General features: G+C 52.1%; 15 protein-coding genes. 8 read left to right on the top strand and 7 right to left on the bottom strand.

What is annotated here, in order from left to right:
- Positions 1–9 precede the first annotated feature (9 nt).
- The 3 genes from ACO6S1_RS18035 to ACO6S1_RS18025 are packed head-to-tail and all read left to right on the top strand — an operon-like array spanning position 10 to position 2716.
- A complete protein-coding gene (locus ACO6S1_RS18035) occupies positions 10–789 on the top strand; it encodes a type III pantothenate kinase (protein WP_422343933.1) in 780 nt (259 codons plus the stop codon).
- A 2-nt stretch (positions 790–791) separates the two neighbouring features.
- Positions 792–2429, top strand: a complete 1638-nt coding sequence (locus ACO6S1_RS18030; RefSeq protein ID WP_422346232.1) for a ribonuclease J — start codon at positions 792–794, stop codon at positions 2427–2429.
- Positions 2430–2434: 5 nt separating this feature from the next.
- Positions 2435–2716 carry a DUF1467 family protein gene (locus tag ACO6S1_RS18025; RefSeq protein ID WP_422343932.1) on the top strand — a complete coding sequence of 94 codons (282 nt, stop codon included), beginning with the start codon at positions 2435–2437 and terminating at the stop codon, positions 2714–2716.
- A gap of 4 nt (positions 2717–2720) precedes the next feature.
- Here the strand turns inward: ACO6S1_RS18025 and ACO6S1_RS18020 are convergent, their stop codons facing one another.
- Entirely contained in the window at positions 2721–5009 is a 2289-nt protein-coding gene (locus ACO6S1_RS18020) for a hypothetical protein (protein WP_422343931.1), read from the bottom strand.
- Between the two features lie 125 nt (positions 5010–5134).
- Between ACO6S1_RS18020 and ACO6S1_RS18015 the strand changes: the two genes are divergently transcribed.
- From ACO6S1_RS18015 to ACO6S1_RS18000, 4 genes are all read left to right on the top strand, one after another.
- Positions 5135–5443 (top strand): Hpt domain-containing protein, encoded by a 309-nt coding sequence (locus ACO6S1_RS18015; RefSeq protein ID WP_422343930.1) that lies wholly within the window; start codon positions 5135–5137, stop codon positions 5441–5443.
- A gap of 135 nt (positions 5444–5578) precedes the next feature.
- The gene (locus ACO6S1_RS18010; protein ID WP_422343929.1) at positions 5579–6700 is read left to right on the top strand and encodes a hypothetical protein; all 1122 of its coding nucleotides are present in this window, start codon (positions 5579–5581) and stop codon (positions 6698–6700) included.
- Between the two features lie 99 nt (positions 6701–6799).
- Positions 6800–7834, top strand: a complete 1035-nt coding sequence (locus ACO6S1_RS18005; protein ID WP_422343928.1) for a hypothetical protein — start codon at positions 6800–6802, stop codon at positions 7832–7834.
- Positions 7834–9234 (top strand): sensor histidine kinase, encoded by a 1401-nt coding sequence (locus ACO6S1_RS18000; RefSeq protein WP_422343927.1) that lies wholly within the window; start codon positions 7834–7836, stop codon positions 9232–9234. Before ACO6S1_RS18005 ends, ACO6S1_RS18000 begins: the two co-directional genes overlap by 1 nt.
- 54 nt (positions 9235–9288) lie before the next feature.
- On the opposite strand, the gene ACO6S1_RS17995 is transcribed toward ACO6S1_RS18000, so the two are convergent.
- Positions 9289–10575, bottom strand: coding sequence for a citrate synthase (locus tag ACO6S1_RS17995; RefSeq protein WP_422343926.1), 1287 nt, complete (start codon positions 10573–10575; stop codon positions 9289–9291).
- Between the two features lie 33 nt (positions 10576–10608).
- Positions 10609–12027 (bottom strand): glutamate--tRNA ligase, encoded by a 1419-nt coding sequence (gltX, locus tag ACO6S1_RS17990; protein WP_422343925.1) that lies wholly within the window; start codon positions 12025–12027, stop codon positions 10609–10611.
- A gap of 43 nt (positions 12028–12070) precedes the next feature.
- On the opposite strand from gltX, the gene ACO6S1_RS17985 reads away from it, so the two are divergent.
- Positions 12071–14368 carry a ComEC/Rec2 family competence protein gene (locus tag ACO6S1_RS17985; protein ID WP_422343924.1) on the top strand — a complete coding sequence of 766 codons (2298 nt, stop codon included), beginning with the start codon at positions 12071–12073 and terminating at the stop codon, positions 14366–14368.
- On the opposite strand, the gene lexA is transcribed toward ACO6S1_RS17985, so the two are convergent.
- From lexA to trpC, 4 genes are all read right to left on the bottom strand, one after another.
- Positions 14359–15051, bottom strand: coding sequence for a transcriptional repressor LexA (lexA, locus tag ACO6S1_RS17980; RefSeq protein ID WP_422343923.1), 693 nt, complete (start codon positions 15049–15051; stop codon positions 14359–14361). The genes ACO6S1_RS17985 and lexA overlap by 10 nt on opposite strands.
- 66 nt (positions 15052–15117) lie before the next feature.
- Positions 15118–16302 carry a gephyrin-like molybdotransferase Glp gene (gene glp / locus ACO6S1_RS17975; protein WP_422343922.1) on the bottom strand — a complete coding sequence of 395 codons (1185 nt, stop codon included), beginning with the start codon at positions 16300–16302 and terminating at the stop codon, positions 15118–15120.
- Positions 16299–16769 (bottom strand): cyclic pyranopterin monophosphate synthase MoaC, encoded by a 471-nt coding sequence (gene moaC, locus ACO6S1_RS17970; protein ID WP_422343921.1) that lies wholly within the window; start codon positions 16767–16769, stop codon positions 16299–16301. Before moaC ends, glp begins: the two co-directional genes overlap by 4 nt.
- The gene (gene trpC / locus ACO6S1_RS17965; protein ID WP_422343920.1) at positions 16770–17564 is read right to left on the bottom strand and encodes an indole-3-glycerol phosphate synthase TrpC; all 795 of its coding nucleotides are present in this window, start codon (positions 17562–17564) and stop codon (positions 16770–16772) included.
- Positions 17565–17573 lie beyond the last annotated feature (9 nt).

Raw genomic sequence — 17573 nt, 5'->3', positions numbered from 1 at the left:
GGTTCAATTATGCTGCTTGCTATAGATGCCGGCAATACCAACATTGTATTCGCACTATTTGATGGCTCAGAAATCAAGGCTCGCTGGCGGATTGCCACAGATCCGCGTCGCACCGCCGACGAATATGTAGTGTGGCTGAGACAATTGCTGGAATTGAATGACTGGAAGCTGGATTCTGTCGATGCGGTGATAATCGGTACTGTGGTGCCAAGGGCGCTACATAACTTGACGGTATTGTCGGAGAAATATTTCGGTGTAACTCCATTGGTTGCTGGCCGCGGTGATGCCGAATGGGGCGTTGCACTGGATGTCGCTCAACCCGATACAGTGGGAGCCGACCGCGTGCTGAATATTATTGCAGCCCATGAAAGCTACAAACAAGATATCGTGATTATCGATTTTGGCACAGCTACGACTTTCGACGTCGCGGATTATGATGGCGCCTATAAAGGCGGTGTTATCGCACCGGGAATAAATTTGTCGCTGGATGCATTGGTCGGTAAGACTGCACAATTGCCGCGTATCGCCCTAGAGGCACCCGATGATGATAATGTCATTGGACGGACGACCGAGAGCCAGATGCTGATCGGGATTTTCTGGGGCTATGTCGGGATGATCGAAGGGTTGGTTAAACGCACCAAAGTACAGATTGGCCGTCCTACCAAAGTTATCGCTACTGGCGGTCTTTCCGTGCTATTTAATGAACATACAGACGTATTTGATCACCTTGAGTCCGATCTTACCTTGCGCGGACTGCTAATCCTCTACCAGAGAGCAACTAACTCCTAATGATAAAACCAAAAAACGAACTTCTCTTCCTGGCCCTTGGCGGCTCGGCGGAGATAGGCATGAATGTCAACCTATATGGCTGCGATGGCAAATGGGTGATGGTAGACCTTGGCATGACCTTCGCCGATCCTGCTTATCCTGGTATCGATCTTGTTCTGCCGGACCTGGAGTTTATCGAGAAACAGACGAAAAATCTGCTTGGGATTGTTCTGACACACGGTCACGAAGACCATATCGGCGCGATACCCTATTTTGCGGGCGAACTTGATGTCCCTCTCTATGCAACCCCCTTTACCGCAGGATTGATCAGGCGCAAGCTTGAGGAAGTTGGGCTCGAGAATGACGTTGAATTGAACATCATCCCGAATGAGGGAAGCTTCGAACTCGGACCTTTCGGCTTCCGATATCTGCCGATTGCGCATAGTATTGCGGAGGGCAATGCGCTTCTGATCGACACGCCTTATGGCAAGATTTTCCATACCGGCGACTGGAAGCTCGATGACGAGCCGATGTTGGGAATTCCGTCAACGCCGGAGCAACTTACAGCGGTTGGTGATGAAGGCATATTGGCGATGGTGTGTGATTCCACCAATGTCTTCAATGACTCTGCTTCCGGATCAGAAGGCGATGTTTATCGCAACTTGATGCGCGTGGTCGAAAATCTTGACAACCGGGTGCTGGTGACAACATTCGCTTCCAATGCAGCAAGACTCCATACATTGGGAGAAGTGGCCAAACATTCAGGACGCCAGCTCTGTGTTGCCGGGCGATCGCTTGACCGAATGATCGAGAATTCCCGTGAAAACGGATATCTGAAAGATTTTCCGCCGACTGTTGATTTTGATGAAGCTATGAACATCCCTCGCGATGAAATCATGATTATTGCCACGGGTGGGCAAGGTGAGGCGAGGGCCGCACTGGGCCGTATTGCTGGCGATAGCCACAAGATCAAATTGACAGACGGCGATCATGTTCTCTTCTCATCGAAACAGATCCCGGGCAATGAAATTGCCATTGGCCGGATCCAAAACCAGCTCGCGGCAAAGGGTGTGGTGATGATCACCGATCGACAAGAGCATATTCATGTGTCCGGTCATCCTGGTCGCCCCGAGCTGGCGGAAATGTACAAGTGGATACGGCCAGAGATTTTGGTGCCCGTGCATGGTGAAATTCGTCATATGAAAGAGCAGGCGCGTTTTGCCGCAGAACAGGGGGTTCCCAAGAATATTTTCCAGCAAAATGGCGACGTCGTTCGCCTAGCACCTGACGGCCCAAAAATTTTGCGGCAAGAACGCACTGGGCGGCTTGTCTTGGACGGTGATGTCATTATCCCCGCCGATGGCAAGACCCTTAACGAGCGTAGGAAAATCGCCTATAATGGTATGATATCCGTAGCGGTTGGCCTTGACGATCGCGGCAAGATTTCAGGTCAGCCCGTACTGCGTTTGCAAGGTGTGCCGATGGAAGAAGATGAGGAAGAATTTCTGGATGATATGTGCGAAGCAATATCGAAGAAATTCAAAAAACCGGTGGGCGATATCAGCAAATTTTCTGAGGAACTGCGCTTGATGGTGAGGCGCAGTGCTACCGAGTGGACCGGTAAAAAGCCTGTTGTTTCGGTACTGGTGGTGGAGGCCTAAGAGCAATGGAATGGACGTCCATTATCGCGATTTATGTTTTGTTCTGGGTCATCTCGGCATTTATCATATTGCCCATCGGTATCCGTAGCCATACGGAATCGGGCGTGGAAATGATCAAAGGGCAAGCGGATGGCGCGCCGGTTAACTTCAAACCGCGCAAGGTTTTGCTTTATACGACTATATTGGCAACGCTCGCCTTCATATTATTCTATTTCAACTATACCAATCAGTGGATCACCGTCGAGGATATCGACTTTTTTGGTAGCCGAGAGCGGATGGGCCAATAGCAGCCTAGTTGCGAAGCCGCTCTATTGCTTGCGCCAATGCGACATATAGTTTGCCGATATCGGAGGACAGCAGAGTAACACTCACCGCACTGCCATCGCGTGTTGCGAGAACGCCGCGGAGCATGGTTTCAAAGTCATGGATATAGCGATTTACATGCTCTCTGAACTCCGAATTATTATCATATTCTGACAATATCTCGCGAACTTCGCTGGCGTCCAGCAAACGGACTGCACGGCGGGTGAATATCCCGCGGTCGCCTTTAAGATAGGCTGCCCATTCCGTATCGGTCACTTCATTCGAGAATAGCTTGCTTACATCGATCGCTGTCGAGTTGAGCGATTCCGTAAGCAGCGCGACCCGGCGCGTGAAATTCTCTTCGCTGCTCTGTTCCGCTTTTTCTTTTGCGAACAGGATGCGTTGCTCCAGCTTGACCGTCATTTCTTCAATAGCATTGAGCTGACTGGTCAAGTGACCCGCAGTCGATTCGGTCGTAGCCACAGCTTTGGATACAGCGGTTTCCAGTTTAGGAGCGATGGAGGAGATTTTCTCGTCGATAATTTTGTTGAGCGCTTCCTCACTTACTTTTTCAAAGGCTTCAGCAGAACCGGATATCGAGTTTTCCAAAGCCTCCCGTGAATGCTCCGATGCCTGTCGGGCCGTTTCTTTGACCCGGAGCAGGGCGCTGATCAGCTTTTCACCGGCGCTTTCGGCCAGGGCTTCATTTTGCTCGCGGACGTTTCGCAATTCTCCCGCCAGTTTCTCAATTCTGCCGAAAACATTATCCGTCGCGACCGTGCCGTCCTGACTGAGCTTGGCGAGCTTGGCACGCTGTTCCTCAATAGCTTCATCCGATTTTTCAATTTTTGCCGTAACTTCTTCCGCCACTGTTCCGACTTTTGCAGCTTCTTCGGACATCCGCTGGAATGTAGAAAGACTGTCTTCTGTTTTTGCATTCATGCGATCAAAAGCGGCGGGTAGCGTTTCGTCTAATTCTCTGGCGCTGCTATCAAGTGCAACCAGCAACTGTTCGATCCGCTCGATCATTCCATCGGCCGTTCCATGGCCTTCTTCGATGGATTTCTTCAGTGCCGCGCTGTTCTGTTCAAGAGCGGTCATTGCAAATGCAAGTTTAGCCGTCTTCTCACCACTCTCATTATCCAGTGTTTCCACCTGTGTAGATATGTCGACGATATTCTGGTTAAGCTCTGCGACCAGCGCTTTCAGTCGCGCTTCCTCGTCATCTGCTGCCTTGCCGACGTTTGACAGCGTTTCCTCCAATGCAGCGAGATCACTCTTTATGGCTTGCGAGCTTTCAGAAGTTTCAGTTGCCAGTTCTGCGCGAGTCTCGTGCAATGCGGTGATCACTTCTGCGGATGCCTTTTTCAGAACACTCGCGATTTTATTGGAACCGGTTTCCGCTTCGGCCAATTGCTCGGAGAATTTCGTTTCGATGTCTTTGGCAGTTGTGGCCAGGTTTTCGAGGGATACTTCCGATCGTTGGGTCAGCTCATCAAGGCTTTTCTTCGCTGCCGTGCCGACGTCACCGACTCGTTTTAGAGTGGTCACCATTGCAGCAATTTCTGCTTGTGCCGAGCGTCCGGAGTTCCCGATCTGGTTGGTTACATCCTTGGCAGTATTAATGACCACGGGTAAATGTTCGCGCAATTGTTCAAGGTTTTTAAAGGCCGCTCCACCAACATCATCCAGTTTCTTCATCTTGGAAAGGCCATCGCTCAGCGCTGTTTTAATATTGCTCGCGGCTTGATTGAGCTTGTCAGAGGACTGAGACCCCAGTGTTTCCAACTCTCTTGTTTCACCAGCAAGAAATTCGCGCGCCATAGCGAGCTCGTTATTTACGGTCTTTAAACGATATTCGAGTTGCTCCGATTCAGCACGAAGCGAAGAAGCGACATCGTTGAAGCGTTTCGCCTCGCGGGTGCTGTTCCGCATGTAGAGCAGATACAGAATCGCAAAGGTGGCGATTGGCAAACAATATTGTGAAAGAAGGTCAATCCCGCCTTTCATAGTTGGTATCGTTGTAAAAATGTCGCGATTGGCCCATGCAAAAAAGCCTGTCCAGAGCGCTATGGATAGTCCCAACAATATGGGAGCGACAAGCTGAGCTTTGGATGTCGAAACGACCTCCGCGTCGGCATAGTGACTCCACTCATCATCTTCGTCGATATGATCAACCTGTTGATCCGCATCGATTTCCTCTGAGGGTTCGCGATTGTCATCGCTCAACTCGAGGGCTTCGTTGCCATCTGTTTCATCAATTTCGACATGCTCCATATGAGGCTCCGTGCCCCGGTCACGCCTGATTCCGATAATTTTTGATCCACCTGTCATGAGTCGTATTTACCACAAAAATCGTCCAGAGAAACTATAAGTTAACCATAGCATCTTAGAAAAGGCTCATGTCATTTGATTATGGAGCGTTGGACGCGGCCTTGGCCGCTGCAGTTGGGGACGATCAGTCGCTTATTGCCGAGTTACGTGGAGCCTTTTTGGAAAGTGCGAAACGCCAGGTGGATTTGCTCCACAGGGCGCGCTGTGACGCCAATTGGGAATATGCCGCATTGCGCCTGAAGGGCCTTGCTGCCAGTTTCGGAGCAACCCATGTTCTCAATCTCGCACAGGAAGCCGCCACCGCTGCTCCAGGTGAACCCACCGTGCTCAGAAAACTCGAGCGTGCGATCGAAGCAATCGAGGAACATCGCGACTGATTTGCGAATAACGCTTTGATGACAACCCGGTAAATCCTATAGACGGACGGCGCAACGCGGCGCGCTATATGGGATGATTTTTTGAGACTGGCACTAATTTCACTTTCAGCCGAGAATTCTGCGGGAACGGAACCTGTGGGATTCTTGCCCTTGTTCGATAGCAATATCCTTGCCAAGCAAGTGCGGTCGGCGAAAAAGATGGGCGCTGAGAAAATCATCTTTCTGAGCCCTGCGATGCACAGCGGCCTGTTGCAATATACCGATAATCTCAAAAACCTGGATGTCGATATTGATATCGTCCGAACGGCGGAGGATTTGGGGCAATATGCATCGAATGATGACGATCTGATCTTTCTTGGTGATGGTATTTTTCCCGATGACGCGATTGAACAGGCGCTGTCCAGTCACAAGTCGGAACGCATATATGTGGTTGCCAATGCGGATGCTTATGAAAATTTCGAGCGCATCGATCTAACCCACAGATGGTTGGGTGTCGCGCTTCTGAAATCGGAACGATTGGCGGAAATTTCCGATATTCCAGATGATTGGGATATCGGATCGGCCTTGCTGCGGACGGCTGTTCAGGCTGAATGTGAGCGGGCACTCTTGTCCGATGCCAAAATGCAGTCTGATGCGGTCTCACAATTGCTGAATATTCAGGACAGCGAGACCTTTGCAAAGCGACAGCTTGGCAAAAAAAATATTTTAAAACAGAACTTTCTAGATCGTTTTGTGATCTGGCCGCTGATGCGCAAACTGATTCCGCTGCTTTGGAACATGCCACATGCGAAAAGCTATTTTGGTCTTGCCAGTCTGGGGGTGGCAATAGTGGCACTCGGTCTGCTGTTTCTGAACTGGCTGGGCGCAGCACTGGGATTATTGCTTATTGGGTCAATTGCACTGACGCTTCATGATCGAATCTCGATTTTCTCATCAGAAGAAGGCAAAACCGCTTTTATCGGTCTGTTGTTTCGTACGCTTGTGATGGTCGTTTTGACAGTTGCGGTCGTCCGTGCATCTCAGGCCGGACTGTTGTTGGGAAATCTCACGATATTATTAATGCTATTGGGCACTTTGTGGTTGGCATTCGTGCAGTCGGAAAACCGGAAATTCGACATTGTGATGCCCGATATCCCATTGGTTTTATTGACTTTATTGATAGCGACTACTTTTGGCTCATTTTTAATCGGTCTCTACCTATCTGCTTTATATTGCCTCGCTTATCTTCTGATTATGCAGCGCGATCGTTCCATCTGAAGATCGCGGTTGGTTTCTGCCAGCTAGTTGATGTTGCACTTAGCCAGATATTAACCACATTAGCCTAAGGCTAACTCTATGGCGAAGCGAGAATTTTTAATGGATCGAAATCCAGCTATTGGGCTTGTGCAGCAGGCTGCTGCGATAAGTGTTTCGAGCGCCTATGTAGCTGATGATCTTGCAGCGGCTTTGTTTCCCAAATCGGATATTATTCTGTCAGACCGCATGTTGTCCAATGGTCGTCAATATCTGCGATCCTTAGTGCAAGAAATCGAAACAGAAATTTGCATGATTGCGGTCAAAGATTTTGGCTTGAACCATGATATCATAGTGGAGATAGGCAATAGCGATCGCGTGCATTGCTATGCATTGCTGCAGAAGGCAGGGTTGCTAAAGAGCCAGTCCCTTCTTGGCCATGTTTTTACCAATGTGCAACGCGTTGAGTTAAGTGCGCGCCTGCTTAACAAGATATCCCAGGCAGATCTAGAATCGGTCCTGACGCGCTATCTTGACGATGAAGATAGCTCGACGGCTGATGCTGCCATGGCATTATTGGTGGCACAAAGTCGCGACAATGTGGGCCCCGGGATTGTCAAAGCCCATATCGACAATTTACCAGCCGAGATACTGCTCGCTCTTGCTTGGCCGATTAGTGCGGCCCTGCAAAAGCTATCCGGCTATGCGGGCACAGCGCTGATTCAGGCGACCGAAAAGCGACTGATTGAACATGACGAAGGGGCCGGAACGCAAAGCCGGGCACAGCGGCTTGCCCAGTTGATCGATCAAACCGCAGCTAATCAGCAAAATCCGCACCCTTTAAATGACGGGCTTGATCTTTTCCTCGCTCGTTTGGCGCGGCGCTCGGGCCTGCCGGTGGATCAGCTTATCAGATTTACCGCCGAGCCTAATATGGTGCGGCTCGTGGTGACGATGCGTGCGATCGGACTGCCCGTGGATCAAGCCCTGTCAATTTTCAGTGCTCTCGATGGCGGCGGACAACTGCTTACGCCGGCATCTTTCCGTGAAATCGATGATACAAAATCGCAGGAACTGGTGTCAGACTGGTCAGCCAACAAACTTTATCAGGACGCACAGCGCCAGCTCAATGCCCATCTTGCGGGTTTAAGTGATTAATGTCGTTGCCGGGCAATCTGGCCGAGCCTGTTCGCGGGCAACTGGATGCTGAGGGTCGCTTGATCTCGGCCGATCCTCCGCTATTGCGCCTACATTTGCATTGCGGCGGCTATGAAGGCGGGCCGCTTGCTGTTCCACAGCTGCTAAGTCTTTGCCGGTTGAGTAAACAACTGGACATGGACCTCTCACGTGCCGTTCAGGCCGCTGATGAAGACAATCTGATAGATATGTGGGTCGAAACCCGCATTCAGCGCGAGGATTCACCCGCCACTATTGCAATCAACATAATCGATTGGAAAGAGTCGCCTGCGCCAGAATCAAATCGAGAAGAACCGGGAAGGCGCCGTGACTTTGATATTTTGAACGGCCGCGGTTCTATTCGCACGGATGCCTCATTGCGGATCATGGCATTGTCTTTTCCTGGTGATCTCGATGCTATAGAAAATTACATTGGCCACTCGCTCTTGGACGTTATCGACTTTGTCGAGCCGTCCAAACAAAGCGTGATGGTAGAATCAATCTCTGAACGCCAGCCCGTGCGCGGCCAACATGTCCGCCAGCGGCAAGGTAACAAGTCGTTTTTCATTTTATCGGGCCAGCCACTAATCGATAATGAAGGCCTTTTTTCCGGCTATCGTTTCTCGCTTGAAATCGATCAGGAAAGGGAGGTGGAGAAACAAAGCAAAGAGGCTCCAATCAGTTTAAGTCGCAGCGACTTAATCAGCGACTCTCTGTTCGGTTCCCAGCTAGGTCCGGCTTTGCGTCAGCCTTTGGGCAAGATTATCGCGAATGCCGAAACAATCGGAAGCCGTTTGGAAGGACCGCTGCGCGGAGACTATTCCGACTATGCAAAAGACATCGCATCGGCAGGTCGTCATCTGATGGATCTGGTCAATGACCTTTCGGACCTCGAAGCGATCCAGCGCACAAGTTTTTCGGTAGCAGCTGACGATATAGATCTAGTCGATCTGGCTCATCGCGCCGCTGGCTTGCTGGCGGTAAAGGCCGCTGATCATCAGATCCGCATCGACCTTCCTGAAAAGGATGCAGAAATCCCGGTGAAAGGTGAATTTCGCCGGGTTTTGCAGATTTTGGTCAATCTTATCGGCAATGCGATCCGCTATTCCCCCGATGGATCGGTTATCAAACTGCAGGTTGCCAAGGCAGATGATGTCTCATCAGTATCCGTGCGTGATCAGGGCGATGGCATCGCCGAAGAGGACCATCAACGGATTTTTGAGAAATTCGAACGATTAGGTCGGTCTGGCGATGGTGGCAGCGGTTTGGGACTCTTTATTTCTCGCCGTTTGGCCGAAGCGATGGATGGCAGTTTGACCGTTGAAAGCTCGCCCGGAAAAGGCGCCATATTCAAACTCAGCCTGCCAACGCGAACGGAATAGGAAACAAAAAAGGGAGCACTCAGGCTCCCTTCTTCTAAATCACATTATCCAGTTTCAGCGTTTGTCGATATCGACATAATCCCGCTGTGTTGGCCCCGTGTAGAGCTGGCGCGGACGTCCGATCACCTGGCCGGGATCAGAAATCATCTCGTTCCACTGTGCGACCCAGCCAACCGTGCGAGCCAGCGCGAAGAGTGCGGTGAACATCGAGGTTGGGAAACCAATAGCGGACAAAATAATGCCGGAATAGAAATCCACATTCGGGAACAGTTTCTTCTCTTTGAAATAGTCATCGTTCAGAGCCATTTCTTCGAGCTGCAGGGCAACTTCAAAGACGGGATCAGTGACCTTCAAGGCATCGAACACTTCGCGGACAGTTTTTTGCATGACGGTCGCACGGGGATCGTGGTTTTTGTAGACACGGTGACCAAAGCCCATCAGGCGGAATGGATCATTCTTGTCTTTCGCGCGTTCAATATATTCAGGAATCCGGTCCGGATGTCCGATTTCATGAAGCATGTTGAGCGCGGCTTCATTGGCGCCGCCATGAGCAGGACCCCACAGGCAGGCAATGCCAGCAGCGATACAGGCAAACGGATTGGCGCCGGAAGATCCGGCAAGCCGCACGGTTGACGTCGAGGCATTTTGCTCATGATCAGCATGCAGGATGAAAATCCGGTCCATTGCCTTTTCAACAGCTGGGATAACTTCATAAGGTTCGGCGGGAACGCCAAAGGTCATACGCAGGAAATTGCCGGTATAAGACAGGCTGTTATCCGGGTGCATGAAAGGCTGACCGACAGCATATTTATACGCCATTGCTGCAATGGTTGGCATTTTAGCGATCAGTCGGTGGCTCGCGATCATCCGTTGTTCGGGATCGCTGATATCCGTGCTGTCATGATAGAAAGCGGAAAGGGCTCCGACAACACCGCACATGATCGCCATCGGGTGCGCATCGCGGCGGAAGCCGTTGTAAAAGGTTGAAAATTGATCATGCAACATGGTGTGGCGTGTGATCGTGTTGGTAAAATCCGCATATTCGTCGGCAGTCGGAAGCTCGCCGCGCAAGAGCAAATGGGCGACTTCCATAAAGCTGCTTTTTTCAGCCAATTGGCCAATCGGATAGCCCCGATGCAGCAAAATGCCCTCGCCGCCGTCGATAAAGGTCAATTCTGATTCGCAGCTGGCCGTTGATTTAAAGCCAGGATCATAGGTGAAGGCACCAGTTTGTCCGTAGAGTTTCCGAATATCTACGACATCCGGTCCCTCTGTGCCCTGGATAACGGGAAATTCGTAATTTTCGCCCCCGAGGCCGAATGATGCGCTATTGTTGCCCACAATATTGTCCTTTCTGCTCCTGAAAATATCAGGTTATTTTATTTGATCTGCAAGACGATCCAAAGACTCTTCCTTGCCCAAGAGTATCAGCACGTCAAAAATTCCGGGTGAACTGGTGCTTCCCGTTAGAGCGGCTCGCATGGGTTGTGCAAGCTTTCCTAACCCCAATTCGGCGGCTTCCGCTATGGCCTTCACTTTGTCCTCGGTTGCCTCAAGCGTCCATTCGTCAAGGCCGGTCAAGGTGGCGTGAATCGATTCAAGCAGCTGCCGTGCGTCAGCGTCTAGCAGAGATTGTGCCTTCTCGTCGAGGTCAAGTGGTCGTTTTTTATAGAGAAAAAGGCTATTACTGGCCAATTCGATAAGGTTTTTGGCTCGGCTTTTCAAAACGGGCATGGCCTGCGCCAGTAAACCGCCATCGGCAGCTGATAATTTTGTTCCCAATTCTTTCTCAATCCACGGTGTGGTCAACGTGACCAGCACGCTGTCATCGGCCTCTCTTATATATTGGCCATTTAGATTCTGGAGCTTCTTGGCATCAAAACGCGAGGGAGATTTGCCAACACCGGCCAAATCAAACCACTCAATGGCCTGCGCGCGCGAGATAATCTCGTCATCGCCATGGCCCCAGCCAAGCCTGAGGAGATAGTTGAACATTGCGTCGGACATGATCCCCATATCGCGATAAGCCTCTACACCCAGTGCACCATGCCGTTTGGAAAGCTTGGCGCCGTCATTGCCGTGGATCAGCGGGATATGCGCATAGGTTGGCTCTTTCCAACCCATTGCACGGATCATGGCCAACTGCCGGAACGCGTTGTTGAGATGGTCATCGCCGCGGATCAAATGGGTCACGCCCATGTCATGATCGTCCACCACGACCGCCAACATGTAAGTCGGTGTGCCATCGGAGCGGAGGAGAATGAAATCGTCAATTTCACTGTTCTGAACCGACACTTCACCCTGAACTGCATCGGTAACGGTCATCTTTCCAGCGGTTTCGGTTTTCAGACGGATCACATAGGGCGCGCCTTCGGATGCTTCGGAAGGATCACGATCCCGCCAGCGGCCGTCATAGCGCATCGGCTTTTTCTCCGCCTTTTGCTGCTCGCGCATGGCGGTCAACTCTTCAGGCGTTGCGAAACATTTATAGGCATTGCCGGCGGCGAGCAGCTCATGGGCCACCTCGGCATGGCGATCGGCACGTTGGGATTGGAATACCGGTTCATCGTCCCAGTCGAGACCAAGCCAATCCAGCCCTTCCAAAATCGCATCAATCGCCTCCTGCGTGGACCGAGCCTGATCGGTATCTTCAATGCGCAGCAGCGCTTTACCGCCATGATGCCGGGCAAACAGCCAGTTGAACATGGCCGTACGCGCGCCGCCAATATGCAAAAAGCCGGTCGGCGAGGGGGCAAATCGCGTGATTACGGGATCGGTTTCATTAAGAGTCACGCTTTATGTTTCCCCATGTTAAGCGCCATGTTAGGCGAATGTGATGCAGAGTGGCTTTGATCCGAACAGCCCTGGCGTAGCCCCCGATCAAATCGGTGTAGCAACCATTTCCGGCCCGAATGGCAAGGCCCTTAGCATGTGGTTTCGCGCACGACAATTGCCTGAATATATTAGAAATTGGCAAATTTTAACTCGCCTGGAGATTCAGCTTGAAAAAGAGCGCGACCGGCTCGCCTTATGGGTGCCGGTTGGCATTAGCGCGGGAATCACGGCCTGGTTTTTGCTGGCAGATTTCTCTTTCTGGATCGCCTTGCTGGCCCTTTGCAGCGGGTTGGCCTTAACTGTCAAAGCCATGGGAAAAGGGGGACGCGTCGGCAGTGCCTTCCTTTGGTTCATGACACTGGTAGCGGTTGGATGTGCAGTCATGTGGTTCCGATCCTGGGCAGTTGCGGCGCCGGTACTGGAACGCCCGATGGTCGTGTCTCTTTATGCCGAAATTGAAAAGGTCGAGACCGTTAGTTCGCGCGACATCGTCCGTCTGACGCTCAACACGCATGAGAAACAGGGTCTTCCGCCGCGTGTCCGCGTCAATGTGCCAATTGCAAAGGCTACGATGGATTTGCAGGCTGGCACCGTCATTCAACTGCGCGCCCGATTGATGCCCCCGGCCATGGCAAGTCTGCCGGGCGCCTATGACTTTTCCCGCCGCGCCTGGTTTATGGGATTGGGGGCAACCGGACAATTGCTTGGCGACATTCAAGTGGTTCAGGCCGCGCAGCCCGCTTGGGGCCCGCTTTCTGCGATGTCGGAATATCGCCAGACGTTATCCAGTCATGTTCAGTCACGGATGGAGGGTGGGGCAGGGGCGATCGGCGCGACTTTAGCAACCGGTGATCGCGGCGCTATTAATGAAGAAGATGCCGAGGCAATGCGGCGCAGCGGATTGGCGCATCTCCTTTCGATCAGCGGTCTGCACGTGACGGCGGTGGTTGGCGCTGTCTATCTGCTCGTCTTGCGCGTACTGGCGCTATCTCCACCGCTGGCGCTCAGGTTTCGATTGCCTCTGGTCGCTGCGGGCTGCGCTGCCGTTGCGGCGATATCCTACACGTTAATGACGGGCGCGCAGGTGCCTACGATACGAGCCTGTGTGGCCGCTTTGCTCGTTTTGCTGGCTTTGATTTTGGGACGCAACGCCATTACATTACGGATGGTTGCTGCGGGCGCTTTATTCGTGCTTATCATCTGGCCGGAATCCCTCTTCGGGCCAAGTTTTCAGCTCAGTTTTGCAGCAGTCACAGCGATTATTGCGATGCATGAACATCCCAAAACCCAGGCCCTGTTTGCGCGGCGAGAAGAACCGGTTTTGAAGCGATTTGGTCGAGTCATATTGGCATTGTTCCTAACCGGCCTGGTGGTTGAGCTGGCGCTCATGCCCATAGCCTTGTTCCACTTTCACAAGGCAGGTCTCTATGGCGCTTTGGCGAATATCATTGCCATTCCGCTGACAACATTTGTCATCATGCCATTGGAAGCATTGGCACTTCTGCTCGACACATTCGGTCTTGGCGCACCGGTCTGGTGGATATGTGAAAAAGCGCTGAGCAGTCTTTTGGTCTTGGCACATTATGTTTCCAGCCGTCCGGGGTCGGTTGCGATACTGCCAACCATGCCATTGATCGCATTTGCTTCATTCATTGCGGGTGGCCTTTGGTTGGCCCTATGGAGCCAGCGCTGGCGTATCTGGGGGCTGGCGCCAATTTTCATGGCCATATTGATAGTCGCCGCAAACCGTGCGCCCGATCTCTATATCACCGGCGATGGCCGCCATGTCGGTATACGCAACGATGCCGGAGAGCTCGCCATGCTGCGCACCCTTAGTGGAGATTTCACCCGCAACATGCTGTTGGAAAATGCCGGTATAGATGGCGAAGCGGCAGCGCTGGAAGACTGGCCCAACGCCCTGTGTAACGCCGATAGTTGCAGCGTCACAATAGAGAAAGCTGACAGAAATTGGGTGATACTCGCGACCCGCAGTTCATATCATATTCCGGCATTGGCGTTATCGGCGGCCTGCCGGCGAGCCGATATTGTCATCAGCGAACGGCGCCTTCCGGCGAGTTGCCAGCCGCGCTGGTTAAAGGTGGATCGAACCTTGTTGCGTCAAACTGGCGGCATGACCATTGATCTGGAAAATCAGAAAATCACAACCGTTGTCGTTCGCTCGGGCCATCACCAATGGATGCGGTTTTCAGGCCCCGAAAAACCAAGATCGAGAGATATCATTCGCCAGAAGATGGATGATCCAGCGATCAGCCAAAATCAGCGTCAGAGTCAGTTATAACGCCGCAATAATCCAGCCATCTTGCCCTGAATCCGGACTTCACCTGCTCCGAAAATCTGTGGCTCATAGGCCGGATTTGCCGGATCAAGGCGGACCTGGCCATTATCTTTGAACAGATATTTGAGCGTGGCTTCTTCGTCATGAACCAGCGCCACTACAATTTCTCCGTTGCGGGCCGTTTCTGTCCGTTGGATGAGGGCATAGTCTCCATCAAGGATACCCGCCTCGATCATCGAATCGCCGGACACTTCCAAGGCGTAATGCTCGCCTGATCCCAACAACGCTGCTGGAACGCTAAGCGCGGATTGCCCTTCAAGTGCTTCGATGGGAACACCTGCTGCAATTTTCCCGTGGAGCGGAATTTCGATGACATCATTGGCTGCAACCGGAATTTCTTTCATAGGAGCGGAAGAAACCGGATCGGGTGCTATATTGACTATATTTGATTTTGCCGGTTTCAGATTACCGCCTTCGGGCAATTTTGTTACTTCCAAAGCCCGTGCCCGATTGGGAAGGCGCCTCAAAAAACCGCGTTCCTCCAAAGCGCTGATCAACCGATGAACACCAGATTTGGATTTCAGACCCAACGCATCCTTCATCTCTTCGAAAGAGGGGGATACGCCAGATTCTTCCAGACTGTTGTGAATGAAGCACAGCAATTCATGTTGTTTCGGTGTGAGCATATTTCATGTCCTTATCGGGAACGAATAAAGAACAATTATGAAACAAACAGTGCCAAGTCAAGCTTTTTAGATAGCGATATAGGAAACTTTCGCGCCTGGCTGCTGTTCTGGGCTGCGGGCTGGCCGATAGAGTAGGGCATTGGCAGCGGCTAGGATGGAAAGCTTGGCACTGTCCTGGCTGTTATAAGGCGTAATGCCTGACCCATCTACATTCGCGCGAAGAAACTCAGCACGTTGCGTGGTCGCTGGTAGTGGCGCGTTGCTTATCGCATTCTGCATCAGTGGAAGATATGTCGACGCTCCCGCCAGATAACGGATTAACGGCAACAGGAACAATGTTGCGGTAACAAAGGCAGATCCCGGGTTGCCGGGCAAGGCCAAGACCAAGCTTTTGCCAAGCTTGCCAGCCATTAAGGGTTTGCCCGGTTTCATGGCAATTTTCCAAAAATCCGTTTCGCCGCCCAATTTTTCAAAAGCTGGTGCAACCAGATCATGGTCTCCTACAGAAGCACCACCGATGGTCACGATTACATCGCAGTCTTTTGCGCTTTCCAGCGCGGCGCATAAGCTATCCATGTCGTCCCTGATGCGGCTGATCGACCGTGTGCGAACCGGTAGCTGCGCGAGCATTGCTGCTATCATAATGTCATTACTGGCGGGGATCTGATGAGGCTGCGTATCTGTGCCAGGGGCAACCAATTCGTCACCGGTCGACAGAATCGCGATACTTGGAGCGTGACCAACGCACAGCATGTCGGCACCGGCAATGACTGCGTGCCCCAAAGCAGCAGCGGTCAGAGTTGTGCCGACTGAAAGCGCGACATCGCCGGCCTGGAAATCACCGCCTTTGTGACGAACATGGCGACCTTTAACGGGTGAAGGCTCGTCAATCAGGCGGATTAACCCGCCATCCTCTTCCACATTTTCCTGCATGACCACGGTATCAGCACCCTGCGGGAGCAAGGCGCCGGTGAAAATACGAGCTGTTTGTCCGGGTTTTATTGGCGTGCTTGGCGGACTTCCGGCCTTGCATTCGCCAACCAATTTCCACGGCCCGGCGCGATCATCAAAGGCGATGGCATAGCCATCCATGGCTGACATATCGGCCGCAGGTTGGCTGCGCTTAGCGACCAGATCTTTGGCGAGATAGCGGCCCAAAGCTTCCGCAACTGGAACAGATTCAGATGGCAATCGCGTCGCCATCGCAATTAATCGCTCTTGTGCTTCTTCCAGTGGCAGCAAAGGCTTCATTCGGCGGCCCAGTCTCCTGATTTTCCGCCGGATTTGGACAAGAGGCGGATATCGCTGATCACCATGTCTTTCTGCATGGCCTTGGACATATCATAAACTGTCAAAAGCGCTGTAGAGACCGCGGTCAATGCTTCCATCTCCACGCCGGTCTTGCCGGTGAGCCGGGCCATTGCCTTGGCGCGGATGCCACCGTCCAAAAATTCAAACTCCACCGTGACTTTGCTGAGTGCCAGCGGATGACAAAGCGGGATCAGTTCACTGGTTTTCTTGGCGGCCATGATGCCGGCAATTCTGGCGGTGGCCAGCACGTCACCTTTTTTCATCATGTTGGTCTTGATGGCTTCAAGCACTGCTGCGTCCATACGGATAATTCCATCCGCATGCGCCTCTCGCACCGAATCATTTTTGCCTGAAACGTCAACCATATGGGCTGCACCATCGCCGTCGATATGGGTCAGTTTGCTCATTTAAGCCTCGCTACCGGTTAAAAGCAGCCGAGTGGCTGCCTCCACATCATCCTGCCGCATCAAAGATTCTCCAACCAGAAAAGCCCGTGCGCCGGATTGTGCCAGGCGCTGGCAGTCTTCATGCGTGAAAATACCGCTTTCCGATACCATGATCCGGTCATCGGGGACCAGTTTTGACAATCGCTCGGTTTGTTCAAGGCTGGTTTCGAAGGTTTTGAGATTGCGGTTATTGATGCCCAGAAGCCGCGATTTTAGTCGCAGGGCCCGTTCAAGCTCAACCTCGTCATGTACTTCAATCAATGCATCCATCCCCATCGCTATTGATGCCGCTTCTATTTCAAGCGCCTGCCCATCATCCAGCGCCGCCATAATGATCAAAATCGCATCCGCACCCAACGCACGGGACTCTTCAACCTGCCAGGGGTCGATCATGAAATCCTTGCGCAAACATGGCAGAGTACAGGCGGTTTGGGCGGCCACGAGATATTCATCAGCACCCTGGAAATAGGGCATATCTGTCAGTATCGAAAGACAGGCCGCGCCGCCCGCCTCATAAGCGCGGGCATGCGCAGGCGGATCAAAATCTTCCCGGATCAACCCCTTGGACGGGCTTGCTTTTTTAATCTCAGCAATCAAGGCAAAACCGGTCTTCGCCTTTTCCTCAATTGCTTTGATGAAGCCGCGGGGTTCAGCCTGACTGCGGAGTTGATCATGCATGGCCGACGTGGAAATATTCACCCTGCGTTTGCGGACATGGGCGCGCTTTGCCGTGCATATTTCGGTAAGCTTGTTCATCGGTCACCC

The organism is Parasphingorhabdus sp. (assembly GCF_965233695.1).
Lineage (GTDB): Bacteria > Pseudomonadota > Alphaproteobacteria > Sphingomonadales > Sphingomonadaceae > Parasphingorhabdus.
This window is presented reverse-complemented; position numbering and strand designations above follow the sequence as displayed.

Bases quoted from the DNA above. Each gene is read 5' to 3' on its own strand.
- ACO6S1_RS18035 (WP_422343933.1), top strand. From the start codon at position 10: ATGCTGCTTGCTATAGATGCCGGCAATACCAACATTGTATTCGCACTA.
- ACO6S1_RS18025 (WP_422343932.1), top strand. From the start codon at position 2,435: ATGGAATGGACGTCCATTATCGCGATTTATGTTTTGTTCTGGGTCATC.
- ACO6S1_RS18020 (WP_422343931.1), bottom strand. From the start codon at position 5,009: ATGGAGCATGTCGAAATTGATGAAACAGATGGCAACGAAGCCCTCGAG.
- ACO6S1_RS18015 (WP_422343930.1), top strand. From the start codon at position 5,135: ATGTCATTTGATTATGGAGCGTTGGACGCGGCCTTGGCCGCTGCAGTT.
- ACO6S1_RS18005 (WP_422343928.1), top strand. From the start codon at position 6,800: ATGGATCGAAATCCAGCTATTGGGCTTGTGCAGCAGGCTGCTGCGATA.
- ACO6S1_RS18000 (WP_422343927.1), top strand. From the start codon at position 7,834: ATGTCGTTGCCGGGCAATCTGGCCGAGCCTGTTCGCGGGCAACTGGAT.
- ACO6S1_RS17985 (WP_422343924.1), top strand. From the start codon at position 12,071: ATGCAGAGTGGCTTTGATCCGAACAGCCCTGGCGTAGCCCCCGATCAA.
- lexA (WP_422343923.1), bottom strand. From the start codon at position 15,051: ATGCTCACACCGAAACAACATGAATTGCTGTGCTTCATTCACAACAGT.
- glp (WP_422343922.1), bottom strand. From the start codon at position 16,302: ATGAAGCCTTTGCTGCCACTGGAAGAAGCACAAGAGCGATTAATTGCG.
- moaC (WP_422343921.1), bottom strand. From the start codon at position 16,769: ATGAGCAAACTGACCCATATCGACGGCGATGGTGCAGCCCATATGGTT.
- trpC (WP_422343920.1), bottom strand. From the start codon at position 17,564: ATGAACAAGCTTACCGAAATATGCACGGCAAAGCGCGCCCATGTCCGC.